This window comes from Paraburkholderia bannensis NBRC 103871, from assembly GCF_000685015.1.
Taxonomy (GTDB): domain Bacteria; phylum Pseudomonadota; class Gammaproteobacteria; order Burkholderiales; family Burkholderiaceae; genus Paraburkholderia; species Paraburkholderia bannensis.
The window spans coordinates 452,821-470,814 of record NZ_BAYA01000005.1; the positions used below are offsets into that span (position 1 = coordinate 452,821).

Annotated in this window: 16 protein-coding genes; 9 read left to right on the forward strand and 7 right to left on the reverse strand. The window is 64.2% G+C overall.

Going from position 1 to position 17,994, the window contains the following annotated elements:
- Window positions 1–96: 96 nt before the first annotated feature.
- Together hutG and BBA01S_RS10850 are read right to left on the reverse strand one after the other, a co-directional pair.
- On the reverse strand, window positions 97–906 hold the full coding sequence (gene hutG, locus BBA01S_RS10845; protein WP_027816454.1) for an N-formylglutamate deformylase: 810 nt from the start codon (window positions 904–906) through the stop codon (window positions 97–99).
- Window positions 907–1,549: 643 nt separating this feature from the next.
- A complete protein-coding gene (locus tag BBA01S_RS10850; protein WP_027816455.1) occupies window positions 1,550–2,515 on the reverse strand; it encodes a LysR family transcriptional regulator in 966 nt (321 codons plus the stop codon).
- A gap of 178 nt (window positions 2,516–2,693) precedes the next feature.
- Between BBA01S_RS10850 and BBA01S_RS10855 the strand changes: the two genes are divergently transcribed.
- From BBA01S_RS10855 to BBA01S_RS10875, 5 genes are read left to right on the forward strand one after another with little or no spacing between them, the layout of a single operon-like run.
- Complete coding sequence (locus tag BBA01S_RS10855) at window positions 2,694–3,881, forward strand: NAD(P)/FAD-dependent oxidoreductase (protein ID WP_027816456.1); 1,188 nt, start codon at window positions 2,694–2,696, stop codon at window positions 3,879–3,881.
- Window positions 3,882–3,909: 28 nt separating this feature from the next.
- Window positions 3,910–4,683 (forward strand): electron transfer flavoprotein subunit beta/FixA family protein, encoded by a 774-nt coding sequence (locus BBA01S_RS10860; protein ID WP_174479165.1) that lies wholly within the window; start codon window positions 3,910–3,912, stop codon window positions 4,681–4,683.
- 2 nt (window positions 4,684–4,685) lie between these two features.
- Window positions 4,686–5,615: an electron transfer flavoprotein subunit alpha/FixB family protein gene (locus tag BBA01S_RS10865; protein ID WP_027816458.1), complete on the forward strand. Its 930-nt coding sequence runs from the start codon at window positions 4,686–4,688 to the stop codon at window positions 5,613–5,615.
- Window positions 5,612–6,256 (forward strand): HutD/Ves family protein, encoded by a 645-nt coding sequence (locus BBA01S_RS40865; protein ID WP_052391725.1) that lies wholly within the window; start codon window positions 5,612–5,614, stop codon window positions 6,254–6,256. The genes BBA01S_RS10865 and BBA01S_RS40865 overlap by 4 nt, the downstream gene beginning before the upstream one ends.
- Window positions 6,253–7,926, forward strand: a complete 1,674-nt coding sequence (locus BBA01S_RS10875) for an electron transfer flavoprotein-ubiquinone oxidoreductase (protein WP_027816459.1) — start codon at window positions 6,253–6,255, stop codon at window positions 7,924–7,926. Before BBA01S_RS40865 ends, BBA01S_RS10875 begins: the two co-directional genes overlap by 4 nt.
- A gap of 7 nt (window positions 7,927–7,933) precedes the next feature.
- Here BBA01S_RS10875 and BBA01S_RS10880 read toward each other — a convergent pair whose 3' ends face one another.
- Complete coding sequence (locus tag BBA01S_RS10880) at window positions 7,934–8,410, reverse strand: VOC family protein (RefSeq protein WP_027816460.1); 477 nt, start codon at window positions 8,408–8,410, stop codon at window positions 7,934–7,936.
- A gap of 260 nt (window positions 8,411–8,670) precedes the next feature.
- Here BBA01S_RS10880 and bfr point away from each other — a divergent pair, with 260 nt between their 5' ends.
- From bfr to BBA01S_RS40875, 4 genes are all read left to right on the forward strand, one after another.
- Complete coding sequence (gene bfr, locus BBA01S_RS10885; protein WP_027816461.1) at window positions 8,671–9,147, forward strand: bacterioferritin; 477 nt, start codon at window positions 8,671–8,673, stop codon at window positions 9,145–9,147.
- A 138-nt stretch (window positions 9,148–9,285) separates the two neighbouring features.
- Complete coding sequence (locus BBA01S_RS40870; protein ID WP_042296701.1) at window positions 9,286–10,710, forward strand: RAD55 family ATPase; 1,425 nt, start codon at window positions 9,286–9,288, stop codon at window positions 10,708–10,710.
- A gap of 67 nt (window positions 10,711–10,777) precedes the next feature.
- Window positions 10,778–11,164 (forward strand): response regulator, encoded by a 387-nt coding sequence (locus BBA01S_RS10895; protein ID WP_027816462.1) that lies wholly within the window; start codon window positions 10,778–10,780, stop codon window positions 11,162–11,164.
- A 145-nt stretch (window positions 11,165–11,309) separates the two neighbouring features.
- Window positions 11,310–13,523, forward strand: coding sequence for a GAF domain-containing protein (locus BBA01S_RS40875; protein ID WP_042296703.1), 2,214 nt, complete (start codon window positions 11,310–11,312; stop codon window positions 13,521–13,523).
- Window positions 13,524–13,550: 27 nt separating this feature from the next.
- Here the strand turns inward: BBA01S_RS40875 and BBA01S_RS10905 are convergent, their stop codons facing one another.
- The 4 genes from BBA01S_RS10905 to BBA01S_RS10920 all read right to left on the reverse strand — a co-directional run bounded on the left by BBA01S_RS10905 (window position 13,551) and on the right by BBA01S_RS10920 (window position 17,935).
- Complete coding sequence (locus BBA01S_RS10905) at window positions 13,551–14,408, reverse strand: HpcH/HpaI aldolase/citrate lyase family protein (RefSeq protein WP_027816463.1); 858 nt, start codon at window positions 14,406–14,408, stop codon at window positions 13,551–13,553.
- Window positions 14,398–15,333, reverse strand: coding sequence for an electron transfer flavoprotein subunit alpha/FixB family protein (locus BBA01S_RS10910; RefSeq protein ID WP_027816464.1), 936 nt, complete (start codon window positions 15,331–15,333; stop codon window positions 14,398–14,400). The genes BBA01S_RS10905 and BBA01S_RS10910 overlap by 11 nt, the downstream gene beginning before the upstream one ends.
- A 15-nt stretch (window positions 15,334–15,348) precedes the next feature.
- Window positions 15,349–16,098 carry an electron transfer flavoprotein subunit beta/FixA family protein gene (locus BBA01S_RS10915; RefSeq protein ID WP_027816465.1) on the reverse strand — a complete coding sequence of 250 codons (750 nt, stop codon included), beginning with the start codon at window positions 16,096–16,098 and terminating at the stop codon, window positions 15,349–15,351.
- A gap of 154 nt (window positions 16,099–16,252) precedes the next feature.
- Entirely contained in the window at window positions 16,253–17,935 is a 1,683-nt protein-coding gene (locus tag BBA01S_RS10920; protein ID WP_027816466.1) for a class I adenylate-forming enzyme family protein, read from the reverse strand.
- Window positions 17,936–17,994 lie beyond the last annotated feature (59 nt).

Genomic DNA, 17,994 nt, shown 5'->3' on the forward strand with positions numbered 1-17,994 from the left:
CCGTTGCCTGCCTGTTCGCGGTGCGCGCGATTCCTTTCTGCGGCGCGTCCCTGCACTGAAACGGGACGGCCACTTACGCTCCAGTATCAGGAACGCTTATGCAAGCGTCGGAGCGAGGTGCTGCAGGGCGTCTAGCGACGCGGTGATCATGTTGCGAAGCGTGGGCTGGATGGCTTCGGCTTTTGCTGTGTCGTAGTTGAATGGCGCTGCTTCGTTCATGTAGGTCGATTGGCACATCTCCAGTTGGATCGCGTGGATGCCAGTCGATGGCGCGCCGATGCTGCGCGTGATGTAGCCGCCTTTGAAGCGGCCGTTCGCTATGGATGTGTAGGGGCTCGATTTCATCGCCGCGATGGCGGCTTGTTGTACGGTTTCTGCGCAGGTTTTTCCGTCTTGTGTGCCTAGATTCAAGTCCGGAAGCTTGTTGTCGAACAGGCGCGGCAAGAGGCTCGCTATTGAATGGGCTTCCCAAAGCAGCACGTTTTTGTGGTGCTCGCGCAGGCGGGTTAGTTCGGTGTGCAATGCGTTGTGGTAGGGCTGCCAGTAGTGCGCTACTCGCGTCGCGCGTTCTGCTTCGTCTGGGGCGCAGCCTGGTTTGTATATGGGCTCGTCGCGGAAGGTTTCGGTTGGGCACAGGCCTGTTGTCGTCTGGCCTGGGTACAGGCTCTCGTCATTCGGAGGGCGGTTCAGGTCGATCACGTAGCGCGAGATTTTTGCGCCGATAATCGTCGCGTTTAGCTCTCGTGCGAAGGCGTATAGGCGGTCGAGGTGCCAGTCTGTGTCTGTTAGGGTCAGCGCTTCTTCTGTGTAGAGGTGGCGAAGGGCTGCTGGGATTTGAGTGCCTAAATGAGGTATCGAAATCACAAGCGGCGCCGCGCCGCGTTCAAGCGAATATAAGTCGGTCATTTGGGTTTGATCCTCGTTTTTCGAGTTGCTATGAACGTTTTCTGTTGGCGCGCTTTGTGAGGGTTTTGGCATTTCCTTGTGATCGTGTCGGTCTATTAGCGTTGCCCCTGTGCGGGGCGGCACCTACTTTCTTTGCCGCGGCAAAGAAAGTAGGCAAAGAAAGCCGCTCACACCGCCAGTGTGACGCAGTCCACCTCTCGCCCATAAACGGAGTGGTGACTGGGCAGCGCTCGGTTCTCGCGCCACACAACAAAGTGGTGACGCCCGCACATCCCGTTGCTCGCTACGCTCGCAACGGCAAGGTCTGCAAGGGAAACCCACTGTTTTTGCTGCGACGGCGGGAACGAAAATGCCTGCAAACCAAGGGTTTTTGTTATGCCCAACGGGGCGCTTGCGCCCCCGGAGGTGCGGGTGCCGCCTATCCGTTATACGGCGAGTGATGCGAGCAATGCCCAGTCACCACTCCCCTGGTGGGCGCGTGGTGGACTGCGTCACACTGGCGGTTTGAGCGGCTTTCTTTGCTTACCTTTCTTTGCCGCGGCAAAGAAAGTAAGTGCCGCCCCGCACAGGGGCAACGCTAATAGACCGACGCGAACTCAAGGAAATGCCAACAAACCCAACAACAAAAGCAAAAACAAAAAAACTACAAAATCGCATCCTCCCCCAACTCAGGCAACGCCTTAAAAAGCGCCGGTCTGATAGTCCCATCAAGCACCCGCCGGGTAAGCGTAACAATTTCCTGCCCAAACGCTTCCCACTCCCCCTGCCGATGCAGCAGGAAAAAATCCCGCCGCCCCAGCCGCCCAGCCGGCAAAGGCAAAACCGCAATCTCCGGCAAATAATGCCGCGCCTGCCACAAACAAAGCGGCGTAGAAATCGCAAACCCAAGCCGCGCAGCGACGAGACTCAAAAGCGGATCGGTAGCATCGAACTCATACCGCCTGGGGCTATTGATCCCCAGATGCCGCGCATACCGCTCAACCTGCTGCCCAATCACCGACCTGGCCGTATACCGAATCAAAGGCAACTCAAGCGCCAGCGTCCGCCAATCGACATTACGCCGCTGCGCAAGCCAGGCCTTCGACACTACCACCACAAAAGCCTCGGAAAAAATCGGCACCTCGACAATGCGCGCATCGTTAAGCGTGGTCTGCGTACACACAGCCATATCCAGTTCACGATCGTGCAACTGCTTGCTCAACCCCGGCGTCAACCCCGACCACAAAGCAATCTGCCGCGCCGACCCAGAGACAGCCCGAATCAACTCCGGCCCAACCGTGGCCGCAAACGAATCGACACACCCCAACCGCACCGGCAAGGTGCCCGCATTCGACGCATCGCCAATCCGCGCACTCACCATCTGCGCGTGCTCCAGCAACGCCCCCGCCAGTTCCAGCAACGCCCGCCCCGCAACGTTCGGCCGCGGCGGCCGGCTCTCCCGATCGAACAGCGTCACGCCCTGGTCGCGCTCCAGCGCCGCAATCGCCTGGCTCACCGCGCTCTGGCTCACGCCCAGTTGCTTCGCCGCGCCCGTCATCGAGCCGGTCTCGCACACCGCAAGAAAAGCCTGCAAGGCGTTCAAATCGATAGGCGCCTGGGTGCGTCTCATGTCATCTCCAAAAATAGACCGGAAACATGCACCGCGCTGGACACCATCATGCCGCGCCCTGCACCGTTCACGCCGAGGATGAGCAATCGCGCTCGTCGTCCATAAGTTTGCCTAATACAAAAAAGCGTGGCGCAAGGCGGAGCCAGAATCCGTTCCATCGTCCACCCACGGGGGCCCCATGAGCCACTATGACTATGTCGTGATCGGCGCCGGCGTGATCGGCACGTCCGTCGCCCACCATCTCGCCGCACTCGGCGCCAAAAGCGTGCTCGTCGTCGATCAGGGCACCATCGGCGCCGGCACCACTTCGCAATCGTCCGGCCTGCTGCGTACGCACTATTCGGTGCGCCAGAACGTCGAACTCGCCCGCGCGTCGTGGTGGGCGTTCAATAATTTCGCGGATTATCTCGGCGACGATGAGGCCTCGTGCGGTCTCGTCAAGTGCGGCTATATGATCGCCGCGCCCGCAGGCGACAAGCTCGATCCGCTCGCCGCGTCGCTGCGCGCGCAGCAGGACATGGGCATCGAGGTGCAGTTGCTCGACCGCCAGCAAGCGCAGGAACGCCTGCCAATCGCGACTTTCGACGACGCCGCGCTGATCGGCTTCGAACCCGAAGCCGGTTTCGCCGACGCCTATCTCGTGGCGACGAGCTTCGCCCGCTCCGCGCGCCGTCGCGGCGTGAAGATCATGGAAGGCACGCGTGTGACCGGTTTGGTTCGCGAAGGCCGCCGCGTCGTGGGCGTCGAAACCACGGCAGGCAATTTCAGCTGCGGCACGCTCATCAGCACGCAGAACATCTGGACGCCCGAACTCGCCGAATGGATCGGCGTGCCGCTGCCCGTCAAGCCCGAGCGCCATACTGTGCTCGCGCTCGAATGCGACGCCGCGCCCTATACCTTCGCGATGCCCGCGTTCAAGGATCTCGGCTCGGCGGGCATGCTGTATTTCCGCAGCTACGGCGGCAGCCAGATGCTGGTCTCCGAAGGCGTCGTCGGCGACACGCTCAACGCGCCCGAAACCGAGCAGGGCGAGATCTCGCTCGACTATGTCGCCGAAGTCGGCGCGCAGGTCGCCGAGCATTTCCCGGCCTACGAGACCGCAGGTCTTGCCTCGTCGTGGACGGGCGTGTACGACGTGACGCCCGACTGGAACCCGGTGCTCGGCAGCGTCGGCGACGTGGAGGGCCTGACCGTGGGCTTCGGTTTCTCGGGACACGGCTTCAAGCTCTCGCCGGGCATCGGCAAGCTGCTCGCGCAACATGCACTGGGCCTGCCCACCGATGTCTCGCTCGAACCCTATGCGCTCTCGCGCTTCGCCAGCGGCCAGCTCCTGACCGGCAAGTACGGTCTGGGCGCGGTGTCCTGACAGCACCCAGGCAGACAGGAGAACACTCATGACTATCCGCATTCTCGTGCCCGTCAAGCGCGTGGTCGATCCGAACGTGCGCGTACGCCTGAGCGCCGCCGGTGCGATCGACACGACCGGGCTGAAGATGTCGCTCAATCCGTTCGACGAATGCGCGCTCGAAAAAGCGCTGCAACTCAAGGAAGCCGGCGTCGCGACGCACGTGACCGTACTCACCTGCGGCCTGCCCACGCACCAGGACGTGCTGCGCACCGCGCTCGCGATGGGCGCCGACGATGCCGTGCTGATCGACACGGGCGCGGCGACGACCACGCTCGATTCGCTGGCCGTGGCGCGACTGGTCGCGGCCCATATGAGCGAGGTCGACTACGGCCTCGTGCTGTGCGGCAAGCAGGCCATCGACGGCGATATCGGCGGCGTGGCCGCGATGCTCGCCGCGCTGCTGGACTGGCCGCAGGCGCTCAACGCGAGCGCGCTCGACGCCGTCGATGGCGGCTGGCGCGTGAGCTGCGGCGACGATGCGGGCACCTCCACCTGGCAGCTCGACGGCCCCGCCGTGGTGAGCGCCGACCTGCGCCTGGCCGAACCGCGCCGCGTAACGCTGCCGAGCATCGTCAAGGCGAAGCAAAAGCCGCTCGCCACGCGCGAAGCGGCGGCGAGCGGCGCGTCGCTCGATGCGCAGAGCAGCGTGCTCACGCTCAACGATCCGCCCGTGCGCGAGCCTGGCGTGAAGGTGGAAAGCATTGCGGCGCTGCTGGATGCGCTGGCCGGTCAACGTGTGTTTGAAACCGCAGGAGCATGACGATGAGAACGCTGGTTCTGGCCGATCGCGAAGCCGCCTCGATTGATTCGGTATCCGATGCAACCTTGCGCGCGATTGGCGCGGCAAGCGCCTTGGGACAACCCGTCGACCTGCTCGTATTCGATGTTGCGAGTGCCGCTGCCGCCGCGCGAGTGAGCGGCGTGACGCGCGTGCTGAGCGCATCGGCAGGCGATGCCCAAACGCTCGCGCCCGAAACGGTCGCCGCGCAATTGCAGGCGCTCGCACCGCAATACTCGACGATTATCGCGCCGCATCGCGCGCTGGGTCGCGCCGCGTTGCCGCGTGCAGCGGCGCTCACCGGCGGCGCGTTTCTCGCCGATGTGATCGCACTGCGCGAAGGCGCGCAGTTCGTGCGCGGCCTCTATGCGGGCAGCGTGATCGCGACCGTTGCAAGCGCAACCACCTGCACGTTCGCCACGGTGCGCACGACGTCGTTCTCGCCCGTTGCTGCCGAAGGCGGCACAGCGGAGGTCGTCGCGCTCGCGCCGCTCGCACCGTTCGCCCGCACGCGCCTGATCGAGCGTCGCGCCGCCGAACAAAGCGGCCAGGATCTCGGCAGCGCGCGCGTGGTGATCGCGGGCGGACGCGGCCTTGCCTCGCTCGACAACATGGCACGGCTTGGCCGTCTCGCCGGTTCGCTGGGCGCAGCGCTCGGCGCTTCTCGCGCCGCCGTCGATGCCGGTTACGCGCCCAACGCCGCGCAGGTCGGGCAGACCGGTCGCAGCGTCGCGCCCGATGTGTACGTGGCGTTCGGCATCTCGGGCGCGATCCAGCATCTCGCGGGCATGAAGGACTCGAAGTTCATCGTCGCCGTGAACAAGGATCCCGATGCGCCGATTTTCTCGGTCGCCGACGTGGGCCTCGTGGGCGACCTGTTCGACGTGGTCGGCGCAATGGAGTCGCGCGCATGAACGCCCGCCAGCCAGCGATGTCAGCCGAAGCCTCCCAGGCCGCCGACGCCATGACCGCGGTGCGGTTCATCGACAGCACACGCCTTGCGCCCGAGCCGTGGGCAAACGGCGGCGGCGTGACGCGCACGCTCGCGCGCGGCCCGGAACAGGGCGGCGCCGCAGCGTGGCGCGTGAGCATCGCGACGCTCGATGGCGCAGCGAAGTTCTCGCAGTTTCACGGCTACGACCGCACGCTTTTGCCCATCGACGACGGCATGATCGACCTGCGTTCGCAGGACGGCCAGTTGCTCGCGCGCGCGGGCCAGCCGGTGCATTTTTCGGGCGACCTGCATGTGTGGGTGAACCTGCCTGCACGGCCTGTGAAGGTGCTCAATGTGATGTGCAAACGCGGCGTGGCGCGCGCACGCGTAAGCGTCGCCGCGCATTCGATGCATGTGACGCCCGCGACGACGCATCTGCTGGTGAGCCTCGCGGGGCAATGGAGCGTCGAAAGCACGCTGCTGCGCGGCGTGACGCTGCCGCCGCTGCACGCGCTCTGGATCAGCGGACGTCCCGAAGAACTGGCGCTGCGGCCTTCCGGCCCTGGCGCACAGCTAGCGTCGATCGCCCTTGATGCGGTGCCGGAGGCTGCATGCCGATGACGACGCAAGCGCTCATCGAGCAATACGGCCCACGCGAGTCGATGGAATACGACGTCGTGATCGTCGGTGGCGGCCCGGCCGGGCTGTCGGCGGCAATCCGTCTGAAGCAGCTGGCAGCCGAAAAAGGCGCCGAGATCGGCGTGTGCGTGCTGGAAAAAGGCTCTGAAATCGGGGCGCATATCCTCTCGGGCGCCGTGATGGATCCGCGCGCGCTCAACGAACTCTTCCCCGACTGGAAAGAGCAAGGCGCGCCACTGAACGTGCCGGTCACGGAAGACAAGTTCCTGTTTCTCTCCGAAACCGGTGCGAAGTCCGTGCCCAACTGGGCGCTGCCCGACAACTTCAAGAACCACGGCAACTACGTCATCAGCCTCGCGAACGTGACGCGCTGGCTGGGTCAGCAGGCCGAGGCGCTGGGCGTCGAGATTTTCCCCGGCTTCCCGGCCGCTGAAGTCCTGTACAACGATGACGGCTCGGTCAAGGGCGTCGCGACCGGCAACATGGGCATCGGCAAGGACGGCGAGCCGACCGAGAATTTTCAGCTCGGCATGGAGCTGCACGCGAAGTACACGCTGTTCTGCGAAGGCGCGCGTGGTCACCTCGGACGTCAATTGAACGAGAAGTTCAAGCTGGGCAAGGACGCCGACCCGCAGGTCTACGGCATCGGCATCAAGGAACTCTGGGAGATCGATCCGGCCAGGCACAAGCCGGGCCTCGTGATCCACACCGCAGGCTGGCCGCTGGAGAACGATACGTACGGCGGCTCGTTCCTGTACCACATCGACAACAACCAGGTGATGGTGGGGTTTGTCGTCGGTCTCGCGTACACGAATCCGTATCTCTCGCCGTTCGAGGAATTCCAGCGCTACAAGACGCATCCGGAAATCCGCAAGTATCTGGAAGGCGGCAAGCGCGTCTCGTACGGCGCACGCGCGATCACGGCAGGCGGCCTGATGTCACTGCCCAAGCTCGTGTTCCCGGGCGGCGCGCTGGTCGGCGACGATGCGGGCTTCCTGAACGCCTCGCGCATCAAGGGCAGCCACGCGGCGATCAAGACCGGCATGCTGGCTGCTGACGCGGCTTTCGAGGCCGTGCAGGCGGGCCGTCAGGGCGACGAACTCGCGGCGTATCCGGAAGGTTTCAAGCAGTCGTGGCTGCACGAAGAACTGTACAAGGCGCGCAACTTCAAGCAGTGGATGAGCAAGGGCCTGTACCTGGGCACGCTGATGGTCGGCATCGAGCAGAAACTGCTGGGCGGCAACGTGCCGTGGACGCTGCATCACCAGCATCGCGACAACGAGATGCTCAAGCCCGCCTCGCAATGCAAGCCGATCGAGTATCCAAAACCTGACGGCAAGCTCACGTTCGACCGGCTGTCTTCGGTGTTCATCTCGAACACGAATCACGAAGAGAACCAGCCCGCGCATTTGACGCTCAAGGACGCGACTGTACCGGTCGGCATCAATTTGACGAAGTACGCCGGCCCGGAAGCACGCTTTTGCCCAGCCGGGGTCTATGAATTCGTGAAAGACGATTCAAACGCAGACCGCCTGCAGATCAACGCGCAGAACTGCGTGCACTGCAAGACCTGCGACATCAAGGATCCGACGCAGAACATCGTCTGGGTCACGCCGGAAGGCGGTGGCGGCCCGAACTACGCCACCATGTAAGCGAGCGTTATTTCCCCGCCGCCGCTTTCTCGATGCCCGCGATATCGACTTTCTTCATCTGCATCATCGCTTCCATCGCGCGGCGGCCCTCATCCTTATCGGCGCTGTTGACGAGTTCGAGCAGGCGCCTGGGCGTGATCTGCCACGCGAAGCCCCAGCGATCCTTGCACCAGCCGCACGCCACCTCCACGCCGCCGTTACCGACGATTGCATTCCAGTAACGGTCGGTTTCCCGCTGCGTATCGGTCAGCACCATGAAGCTGACCGCCTCGTTCGGCTTGTAGTTCGAGCCACCGTTCAGGCCTACGAAACGTTTACCGAGCACTGTGAATTCCACGGTCAACTCGTCGCCCTGCCCGATGCCTTCGATCGGCGAAACGTTCTTCGCGTCGATATGGCTATCGGGAAAGGTCGCCGCGTAAAACTCCGCCGCTTCGCGCGCACGGCCTTCGTCGAACCACAGGCACGTCACCAGTTCAGCCATCGTTTTCTCCCGGCAGAAAAACCTGCGTCCAGGCGCACGATCATAGCCCTAACCACGAAAGGCGCTCGCAAGGTGCGCCGCCAGCGCTGAGGGACTGAACCGATTAATACGAAGCCGCGCTGTGGGGAAGAAGCGGGAAAAGAGAATGCATATCGTTGCCACTCACGTTCATGCAGTAAGCGCGTTGAATGTCTATCCTCTCTCTATGCATCTCACCGACCCCACGCCAAAGATCTGAAAAATCGATCTGGAGAGACTTCATGCAATCCGATCCTCAAGTCATTGCCCTCCTGAACGCCGAGCTGAAGAACGAACTCACGGCGATCAATCAATATTTTCTGCACGCACGGCTCTACAAACATTGGGGTCTCAATGCGCTCGGAAAACATGAGTATGACGAATCGATCGAGGAGATGAAGCACGCCGACAAGATCATCGAGCGCATTCTCATGCTCGACGGCCTGCCGAATCTGCAAGACCTGGGCAAATTGATGGTGGGCGAGGACGTGAAAGAAGCGCTCGAATGCGACCTGAAGCTTGAGTACATTGCGCAGGCGCAGTGCAAGGAAGCGGTCGTCTATTGCGAATCGGTGCGCGATTTTGTTTCGCGCGAGATTTTTGTCGAGATTCTCGACGACACCGAAGATCACATCGACTGGCTCGAAACGCAGCTTGGCCTGATCGACAAGGTCGGCCTGCAGAACTACCAGCAATCAAGCATGGGGTCGCTCAGTTAAAGCCCGCACACAGGCTTGCAAGCGCTGATGCAGTCGCCATGAGCTGGCCCTTTGCCGCATAATGCAGGATCCCGCCGCGAGCGCGCGCGGGATCCTGCCGGACGTCCGGCCATCCTCTTCGACGAATCAGTTCACGCGATGCATCAGACTCTGACGCGCTTGCACAGCGATGTACCCGGGCTCGACCCGATTCTGGGCGGCGGCCTCATCGCCGGCTCCGCGTACATTCTTCAGGGGCGGCCCGGCGCCGGCAAAACCATTCTTGCCAACCAGATTGCCTTCGCGCAGGCCAGACAGGGCGGCAAGGTGCTCTACATCACGCTGCTCGCCGAATCGCACGACCGTCTGTTCCAGTCGCTTTCAGCGCTCGCGTTCTATGACGCGGAACTCGTCGGCAAGGAAGTCACCTACCTGAGCCTCTTTCGCACGTTGCGTGTCGACGGACTGAGCGCGCTCGTCGACCTGCTGCGCAAGGAAATGGCGCGCCAGGGCACGACGATGCTGATTCTCGACGGCCTGCTCAACGCGCGCGAAAGCACGCACAGCTCGCTCGACGTGAAGGCCTTCGTGGCCGAATTGCAGGGCCACGCGGCATTCAGCGGTTGCACGGTGCTGTTCCTCACGAGCGCGCGCATCGACGAATCCAGCCCCGAGCACACCATGGTCGACGGCGTGCTGCAGCTCGAAGAAGAACTGTTCGGCTCGCGCACGGTGCGCCGCATGCGCGTGTCGAAATCGCGCGGCAGCGCGTCGCTGGGCGGGCTGCATCACTACGAAATCAGCGATGCGGGCATTACGGTGTTTGCGCGCCTCGAATCGCTTTATGGCCGCCCCGTGGGGCAGGATCACGCGCCCAGCGAACGCGTCTCGTCGGGCGTCGACGAGCTGGATATCCGCATCAAGGGCGGCCTGCCCGCGTATTCGGCGACGGCAGTCGTGGGCCCGGGCGGCAGCGGCAAGACCAGTTTCGGCCTGAATTTCCTGCGCCTCGCCACGCCTGAAGAGCCCGCGCTGCACTTCGGTTTCTACGAGACGCCTGCGCGTCTGGCCAGCAAGGCGGCGGCACTGGGCATCGACATGGATGCGCTGGTCGCGTCGGGCGCGCTGACCGTGCTGTGGAACCCGCTCACCGAAAACGTCATCGACAGTCTCGCTTACCAGCTGCTCGACGCGGTGCGGGCACGCAAAGTGCGGCGGCTCGTTATCGATGGTCTTGCCGGTTTCGAGCGGGCGAGCGTCGATAGCCACCGGTTCACCGAGTTTCTGGCCGCGCTCACCAACCAGCTGCGCGTCATGGACGTGACGACTGTCTGCACATGGGAGACCAAGGAGTTGAGCGCGACCACGATGAACACCGCTTCGCCCGAGGCGCTGAGCCTGTTCGACAACGTCATCGGCATGCAGCTCGAAGAGGCTGACGACGCGCTGTATCAGGGGATGAAGGTGATCAAGATTCGGGACAGCGCGTTTGCGCCCGCGCTGACCAAGCTCATCATTCCAGATGCCGCCTCGGTACTGATCAGGGACGCCAGCGCTGGGGTCTCCGACAAACCTTCCCTCTGAGAGCAGTCGCCGCCGCGCCATTGAGTCAGCCCTACGGGCTTGCGGCAGGCAACAAGAGTGAGCCGGAATGACGACCATCGTTGTAGTCGACGACGAAACCCTGATAACCGATTTTCTCGCCTTCTTCCTGGAGGACGCGGGCTATATCGTGCATGTCGCCCGTAACGGCGTGGAAGGCCTCGACCTCATCGGGCGCGTCGTGCCCGACGCGGTCATCACCGATTACATGATGCCCGCCATGTCGGGCCTCGAACTGGCGTACGCCCTCAAGGCGAACGCCGCACTCGCCCATATTCCCGTGATCCTGTCGAGCGCGGCGCTGGGCGCGTCGGCGCGCGCGCATCCGACGCTGTTCGCGGCGTTCCTCGACAAACCCTATCCCGCGCGCAAGCTGCTGCAGACGCTCAGCACCCTGCTGGGCGCGCCCGACGGCGTGGACAACGGCGAGCAGTAGCGCGGCCCCAACGCCCGCAGCGCCGGCCCCCGCCGGCTCGCCTTGAGTGCGCGATCGAACTGGCAAACCGCGGCGGCTTCGCGGACAATACGCGGAACATTACGGCAGGCCTTCCACCCGAACACAGCGCGAACCTCATCACGAAGTGGACAAGCCCGAGATCAACGAAATCGTCGCGAACTGCGACAGCGAGCCCATTCATCTATTGGGCCGCATCCAGCCGCACGGTGCGTTGCTGTGCTTCGACGCCGATGGCCGCCTCATCGCGCGCAGCGTCAACGCGCTCGCGTGGCTCGGCGCGGTGCCCGAAATCGGCGAATCGATCACCGACGCCCATCTAAGTCCGCTGTCGCGCCAGACGATCCGCGCCGCGCTCGCGGATCACGAGATGACGAGCGAGAGCGTCGAATGCAAGGGCGTGACCGGCGAGCGCTTCGACCTCATCATGCACTGGTCGGGCGACACGCTGGTGGTCGAATTCGAGCAGATCAGCCTGAAATCGCCGGCCGCCACGCAGTTTGCGCTGTTCGCGCAGCGCGCCATCCAGCGTTTGCAGGCCGCGCGCCACGACGACGTGCCGCAACTGCTGCAGGCCGCCGCCGAAGCGATCCGCGCGATGACGGGCTTCGACCGCGTGATGGGCTACCGCTTCATGGCGGACGGCAGCGGCGAGGTGATCGCCGAGGCCAAACGCGACGATCTCACGCCCTATCTCCAGCAGCGCTATCCCGCCAGCGACATCCCGCAGCAGGCGCGCCGCCTCTACGTGCTCAACCCGATCCGCCAGATCGCCGATGTCAACGCGCAAGCCGTGGCGATCGAACCGGCCGTGCATCCCCAGTCGGGCGTGCCGTTCGACCTGAGCTATTCGGTGCTGCGCAGCGTCTCGCCGATCCACCTCGAATATCTGCGCAACATGGGCGTGGCCGCGTCCATGAGCGTGTCGATCGTGCGCGACGGGCAGTTGTGGGGCCTGTTCGCGTGCCATCACATGTCGCCGTATCGCGCCTCGCACGCCGTGCGGCTCTCGTCGACGGTGCTGACCCAGGTGGTCTCGATCCTGATTGCACAGATCGAGGCGCAGCACCGCGCCGAAGCCGATCGCCGCATCCACGAACTGCGCACGCGCATCGCTGGCGAACTCGCGCAGGCCGAATCGCCGATCGCCGGTCTCGTGCGCGCCGCGCCCGAAATCGCCGCGCTGGTCGATTGCGAGGCCGTGGCGCTGGTGGTGGACAACGACGTGGTGATGCGCGGCAAGCCCACGGCAACCAGCCGCGAAACGCTGCTCGAACTCGCACAGCACGTGGCGAACACACGCGTCGATCAATTCGCGAGCGCATGCGTGGGCGAAGCCCTGCCGCACGAACTTGCGCAAGGGCTGGCCGTTGGCCGTGTGGCGGGCTGCCTTGCGATCCAGATGCTCGGCGACAGCCGCATCACCATCGTCTGGCTGCGCGACGAACTGGTCGAAACGATTCACTGGGCGGGGCCGCCCGACAAGGTCGTGGCGCAAGGGCCGAACGGCCCGCGTCTCACGCCGCGCGGCTCCTTCGAAGTCTGGAAGCAGACCGTCACGGGCCGCAGCCGCGATTGGAGCGAATTCGATCAGCTGGCCGCGCGCGAACTGCGCTCGATTCTGCAGGAAATCGCGCTCGTGCAGATGCGCGAGTCCGAGCGCGCCCGCACGACGCTGCTCGCCACGCTCGGCCACGATCTGCGCGACCCGATCCAGACCATCAACATGGCGATGCTGCTGATGGGGCGCGGCCTGGCCTCGGGCAACGACACTGTCAAGCGCGTGGAAGGCTCGACGCGGCGCATGCAGTCGCTGATCGGCTATATCCTCGACGTGAGCCGCATCCGCTCGGGCATGGGGCTGGGCCTGAAGCGCGTCGACGTGGGGCTGCGCGAATTGCTGGAGTCGGTGGCGGAGCAGACGCGTCTTGCGCATCCGGGCATGGCGCTGGAGATGCAACTGGGCTCCGACCTGGGCGACGCGCATATCGACGCCGACCGCCTTGCGCAGGCCATCGCGAACCTGTTGGGCAATGCGCGCAAGCACGGCGACACGCGCGCGCCGGTCACGCTGACGGCGACGCTCGTGAACGGCGATCCGTGCATCGAGATTCGCAACCGGCTGCTGGAGAAGCCGACGGTTCCGTTCGAGCGCCTGCTCGATCCGTTCAAGAGCGGCTCGCTCGACAATCCCGCCAATCGCGGCGGCCTGGGGCTCGGGCTGTATATCGCGCAGGCCATCGTCAAAGGGCATGACGGCACGCTCACGGGCCGCTTTGCCGATGGCGAAGCGGTGATACGGATTGTGTTGCCGCGCGAGGGGGCGCAGGCGACGGAGTAAATGGCGGAGCTTCTCCGCCATCCCTGCCTATCCCCCGCTCCCCTTGAGCGCCGCCGCCAGCGCGAGGATCCGTTGCGCGCGCAACAGCACCGGCCGGTCGACCATCTTGCCGTCCACCGTGATCGCACCGGCGCCCGCTTCGTTTGCCGCATCCGCCACGCGCGCTGCCCACGCCAGATCCTGTTCGCTGGGGCGAAACACGCTGTGCACCGCCTCGACCTGCTTCGGATGAATGCAGAGTTTCGCCCCAAACCCCAGTCGCTTGCCATTGAGCGCATCGCGCTCGATACGCGCGATATCGTGGATATCGGGCGTCACGCCATCGACGGGTGTGTCGATCCCCGCCACGCGTGAAATCAACGCAAGCTGGCTGCGATAGTGATTGAGCGGTTCGCCGTCGTCGGGCATGCCCATTTCGGCCATGAAATCGAGCGTGCCGAACATCAGCCGCTTCACGCACGGCGCCTTCGCAATCGCCATCGCGCCCCACATGCCCAGCGCGCTTTCGATCAGCGGATAGACGTTCACGCGGCGGCGCGCAAGCGCGACCGTCGCCGTGACGTCCTGGGCGCTTTCGGCCTTGGGCAGCACGATGCCGGCCACGCCGTCGAGCGCGCCCAGCTTCGCGTCCGCTTCGAACCAGGGTGTCGCACGGCCATTGATGCGCACGAGCACCGGGTGCCTGCGCGAGACCCAGTTCGCGATGTTCTCGCGCGCCGCCTCCTTGGCCGAGGGCTCCACCGCATCTTCAAGGTCGATGATGACGGCGTCCGCGCCGCTTTCCAGCGCGCGCTCGAAGCGCTCAGGCCGGCTGCCAGGCACGAACAGATACGATTGCGGCGAGAACGCGCTCAGCGCCGCTTCGTCGCGATGTTCAGAGGGCATGGCCAAGCTCCGGCACGACCGAGAACAGGTCGCCGACCAGACCGTAATCGGCCACGCTGAAAATCGGCGCTTCTTCGTCCTTGTTGATCGCGACGATCACCTTCGAGTCCTTCATGCCCGCGAGATGCTGGATCGCGCCCGAAATGCCCACGGCGATATAGAGCTGCGGCGCGACGATCTTGCCGGTTTGACCGACCTGATAATCGTTCGGCACGAAGCCCGCATCGACGGCTGCGCGCGACGCGCCAAGCGCTGCGTTGAGCTTGTCGGCGAGCGGCTCCAGCACTTGCGTGTAATTCTCGCCGCTGCCGAGGCCCCGGCCACCCGAGACGATGATCTTCGCGCTCGTCAGTTCGGGGCGGTCGAGCTTCGTGACTTCGCGCGCCACGAATTGCGACTTGCCGTTGTCGGCGGCTGCGTCAATCGTTTCGATGACTGCGTTGCCCCCTTCTGCGGGAGCCGCGTCGAATGCCGTCGTACGCACGGTGACGACCTTGACCGGATCGACCGATTGCACGGTGGCAATCGCGTTGCCCGCGTAGATCGGCCGCTCGAACGTATCCACGGCATTGACCGCCGTGATGTCGCTGATCTGCGCGACGTCGAGCTTCGCGGCAATGCGCGGCGTGACATTCTTGCCCGCAGCCGTTGCAGGCGCCAGGATGTGCGAGTAGTTCTTCGCGATGCCCAGAACCGTCGCTTCGATATTTTCCGCGAGGCCTTGCGCAAGCTGCGGCGCGTCCGCCAGCAGCACCTTCGACACGCCTGCGATCTTCGCAGCCGCATCGGCAGCCGCCTGTGCGTTGTGACCCGCGATCAGCACGTGCACGTCGCCGCCGATCTTTTGTGCCGCAGCGACCGTGTTCAGCGTTGCGGCCTTGATGCTTGCGTTATCGTGTTCAGCAATTACCAGCAGATTCGTCATTTTATTTCGCCCTCCTCACAGCACCCTGGCTTCGGTCTTCAGCTTCGCGACCAGCGTATTCACGTCGGCAACCTTCACGCCTGCGCTGCGCCTGGGCGGCTCTGCAACCTTGAGCGTCTTCAGACGTGGCGCAACGTCGACGCCCAGATCCGCGGGCTTGATCGTTTCCAGCGGCTTCTTCTTCGCCTTCATGATGTTGGGCAGCGTGACGTAGCGCGGCTCGTTCAGGCGCAGATCGGTCGTCACGACTGCGGGCAAGGAGAGCGCCAGGGTTTCCGCACCGCCATCGACTTCGCGCTCGACCGTCACGCGGCCATCGGCAACCGTGATTTTCGAAGCAAAGGTGGCTTGCGGCAGGTTCGCCAGCGCGGCGAGCATCTGGCCCGTCTGGTTCGAATCGTCGTCGATGGCCTGTTTGCCAAGCACGATCAACGAAGGCTGTTCCCGGTCGACCAGCGCTTTCAGCAGTTTCGCCACGGCGAGCGGCTGCAATTCGTCATCGGATTCGATCAAGACCGCGCGATCCGCACCGATGGCCAGCGCCGTGCGCAGCGTCTCCTGCGCCTGCGCGACACCGCACGACACGGCGATCACTTCCGTCGCCACGCCCGCTTCCTTCAGGCGCACCGCCTCTTCCACGGCGATTTCGTCGAACGGGTTCATCGAGAACTTCACATTGGCGACATCCACGCCCGTGCCATCCGACTTCACGCGCACCTTCACGTTGTAGTCGACAACACGCTTGACCGGCACCACGATTTTCACTTTTGCTCCTCCACGCTGTCATTGCGCGCAATTCGATGACGCATTACACCGTGAGATCGCTTCGAACACCAACTATCGATTAACTTTGCCGGTCATAGCCCGTGCCTATGGTGTGCCTGCGGCTGGCACGCGTCGCCGCTTCAGCCTCGCCGCTTCAGCCCCGTAATTCCCGCCGCAAGATCTTGCCCGTCACCGTCTTCGGCAACTCGTCGATGATCGCAACGATGCGCGGATACTTGTACGCCGCCATGCGCGCCTTGCAGAACTCGACCAGTTCTTCCGGCGTCGCGCTGGCCTGCGGCTTGAGGCTCACCACCGCCTTCACGGTCTCGCCGCGATAGCTGTCGGGCACACCCACCACTGCCGCCTCGCGCACGGCCGGATGTGTGTACAGCACGTCCTCCACTTCGCGCGGCCAGACCTTGTAGCCGCCCGCGTTGATCATGTCCTTCTTGCGATCAACGAGATAGAACCAGCCCTGCTCGTCCATGAAGCCGACATCGCCGGTGCGAAAGAAGCCATCGACAATCGCTTTCGCGCTCTCCTGCGGCTTGTTCCAGTAGCCCGGCACGACCATCGGCCCGCGCGAGATGATCTCGCCCACTTCACCGACGGCGAGCGGCTGCCCCGACTCGTCGCCGATATACGACTCCACGTTGAAGGCCGGCACGCCGATCGACAGCGTGCCTGAGGCGGGATCGACAGGCGCATCGCTGCCGACCGGCACGACGTGCGTGGGCGAGTTCGTTTCGGTGAGGCCGTAGCCGTTGTGGATGTAGTGGCCAAAGCGCGTGCGAAAGGCCTCGATCACGCTCGGCGGAATGGGCGCGCCGCCCGAATAGATGCGCCGCATCGACGCGAAATGCTCGCGCGTCGCGCGCGCATCGTTCATCAGCGCGATAAAGACCGTGATTGCGCCGATGGTGAATTCGGGCTTGTGTTCGGCGATGGCGTCGAGAATCACGCCCGGTTCGAAGCGGAACGCGAGCACGAGCGGCGCCGCGCAGATAAACGCTGCGCCCACGTGGCCGACCAGCCCGGTGATATGAAAGAGCGGCGCGACGCCAAGGATCGGTGCGCCTTCGCGCAGGCCGACCCAGTCGCGATACACCTGCGCGTTGAAGGCCACGTTGCCGTGCGTGTTCATCGCGCCTTTGGGCACGCCCGTCGTGCCCGAGGTGTAGACGAGCATGGCGAGATCGTCGCCACTGAGTTCGATGGCGGGCGGCTTCTGGCCGAGGTGCGCGTCGATTGCAGCGGCGAAGTCTTCGGCGCCTGCATGCGCGGCGGAGCGCGTCATGCCCGCGAAAAGGCGCGCATCGTTACGCGTCTGATAGTCGAGCGCCGATGTGGTCATGACCTGCGGCGCGACATGCGCTTCGCTACGCGCGGCGCGATCCGCTTCTTCCGCCAGCAGCGGGCGCACGACTTCCTCATACAGCACGCCATGGCACACCAGCACGCGCGCCTGCGAATCCGCGAGCAGCACACGCAACTCGCGCGCACGGTTCATCGGGTTGACGGGCACTGCAATCGCTCCGATCTTCCATGCCGCCACCAGCGCGATCACGAATTGCGGCACGTTTTGCAGATAGATCGCGACCCGGTCGCCGCGCACGAGGCCGCGTTCGAGCCACGCACATGCAAGCGCATCGGACTGCCGGTCAAGTTCGGCATACGTCAGCGCACCATCGAAATACAGCAGCGCCTTGTTGTCCGGCGCACGCGCGACGGCGGCGCGAAACAGGCTCAATGCGTCGGGATAGTCCTGGGCAATCGTCGGCGTGTGGCCGCTCGCGTAATGGGCGAGCCACGGCTTGCTGGCATAGGGCGTCATGAGCGCTCCGGCAGAATCGACGCGAGAGGGCGGCGCACGTCAGCGAAAGCCGCCAGCGC

Excerpts from the sequence above, each read along its gene's own strand:
- bfr (WP_027816461.1), top strand. The coding sequence starts at position 8,671 with ATGCAATCCGATCCTCAAGTCATTGCCCTCCTGAACGCCGAGCTGAAG.
- BBA01S_RS10910 (WP_027816464.1), bottom strand. The coding sequence starts at position 15,333 with ATGACGAATCTGCTGGTAATTGCTGAACACGATAACGCAAGCATCAAG.
- hutG (WP_027816454.1), bottom strand. The coding sequence starts at position 906 with ATGACCGACTTATATTCGCTTGAACGCGGCGCGGCGCCGCTTGTGATT.
- BBA01S_RS10865 (WP_027816458.1), top strand. The coding sequence starts at position 4,686 with ATGAGAACGCTGGTTCTGGCCGATCGCGAAGCCGCCTCGATTGATTCG.
- BBA01S_RS10895 (WP_027816462.1), top strand. The coding sequence starts at position 10,778 with ATGACGACCATCGTTGTAGTCGACGACGAAACCCTGATAACCGATTTT.
- BBA01S_RS10880 (WP_027816460.1), bottom strand. The coding sequence starts at position 8,410 with ATGGCTGAACTGGTGACGTGCCTGTGGTTCGACGAAGGCCGTGCGCGC.
- BBA01S_RS40870 (WP_042296701.1), top strand. The coding sequence starts at position 9,286 with ATGCATCAGACTCTGACGCGCTTGCACAGCGATGTACCCGGGCTCGAC.
- BBA01S_RS10875 (WP_027816459.1), top strand. The coding sequence starts at position 6,253 with ATGACGACGCAAGCGCTCATCGAGCAATACGGCCCACGCGAGTCGATG.
- BBA01S_RS10920 (WP_027816466.1), bottom strand. The coding sequence starts at position 17,935 with ATGACGCCCTATGCCAGCAAGCCGTGGCTCGCCCATTACGCGAGCGGC.
- BBA01S_RS40865 (WP_052391725.1), top strand. The coding sequence starts at position 5,612 with ATGAACGCCCGCCAGCCAGCGATGTCAGCCGAAGCCTCCCAGGCCGCC.
- BBA01S_RS10855 (WP_027816456.1), top strand. The coding sequence starts at position 2,694 with ATGAGCCACTATGACTATGTCGTGATCGGCGCCGGCGTGATCGGCACG.
- BBA01S_RS10850 (WP_027816455.1), bottom strand. The coding sequence starts at position 2,515 with ATGAGACGCACCCAGGCGCCTATCGATTTGAACGCCTTGCAGGCTTTT.
- BBA01S_RS10860 (WP_174479165.1), top strand. The coding sequence starts at position 3,910 with ATGACTATCCGCATTCTCGTGCCCGTCAAGCGCGTGGTCGATCCGAAC.
- BBA01S_RS10905 (WP_027816463.1), bottom strand. The coding sequence starts at position 14,408 with ATGCCCTCTGAACATCGCGACGAAGCGGCGCTGAGCGCGTTCTCGCCG.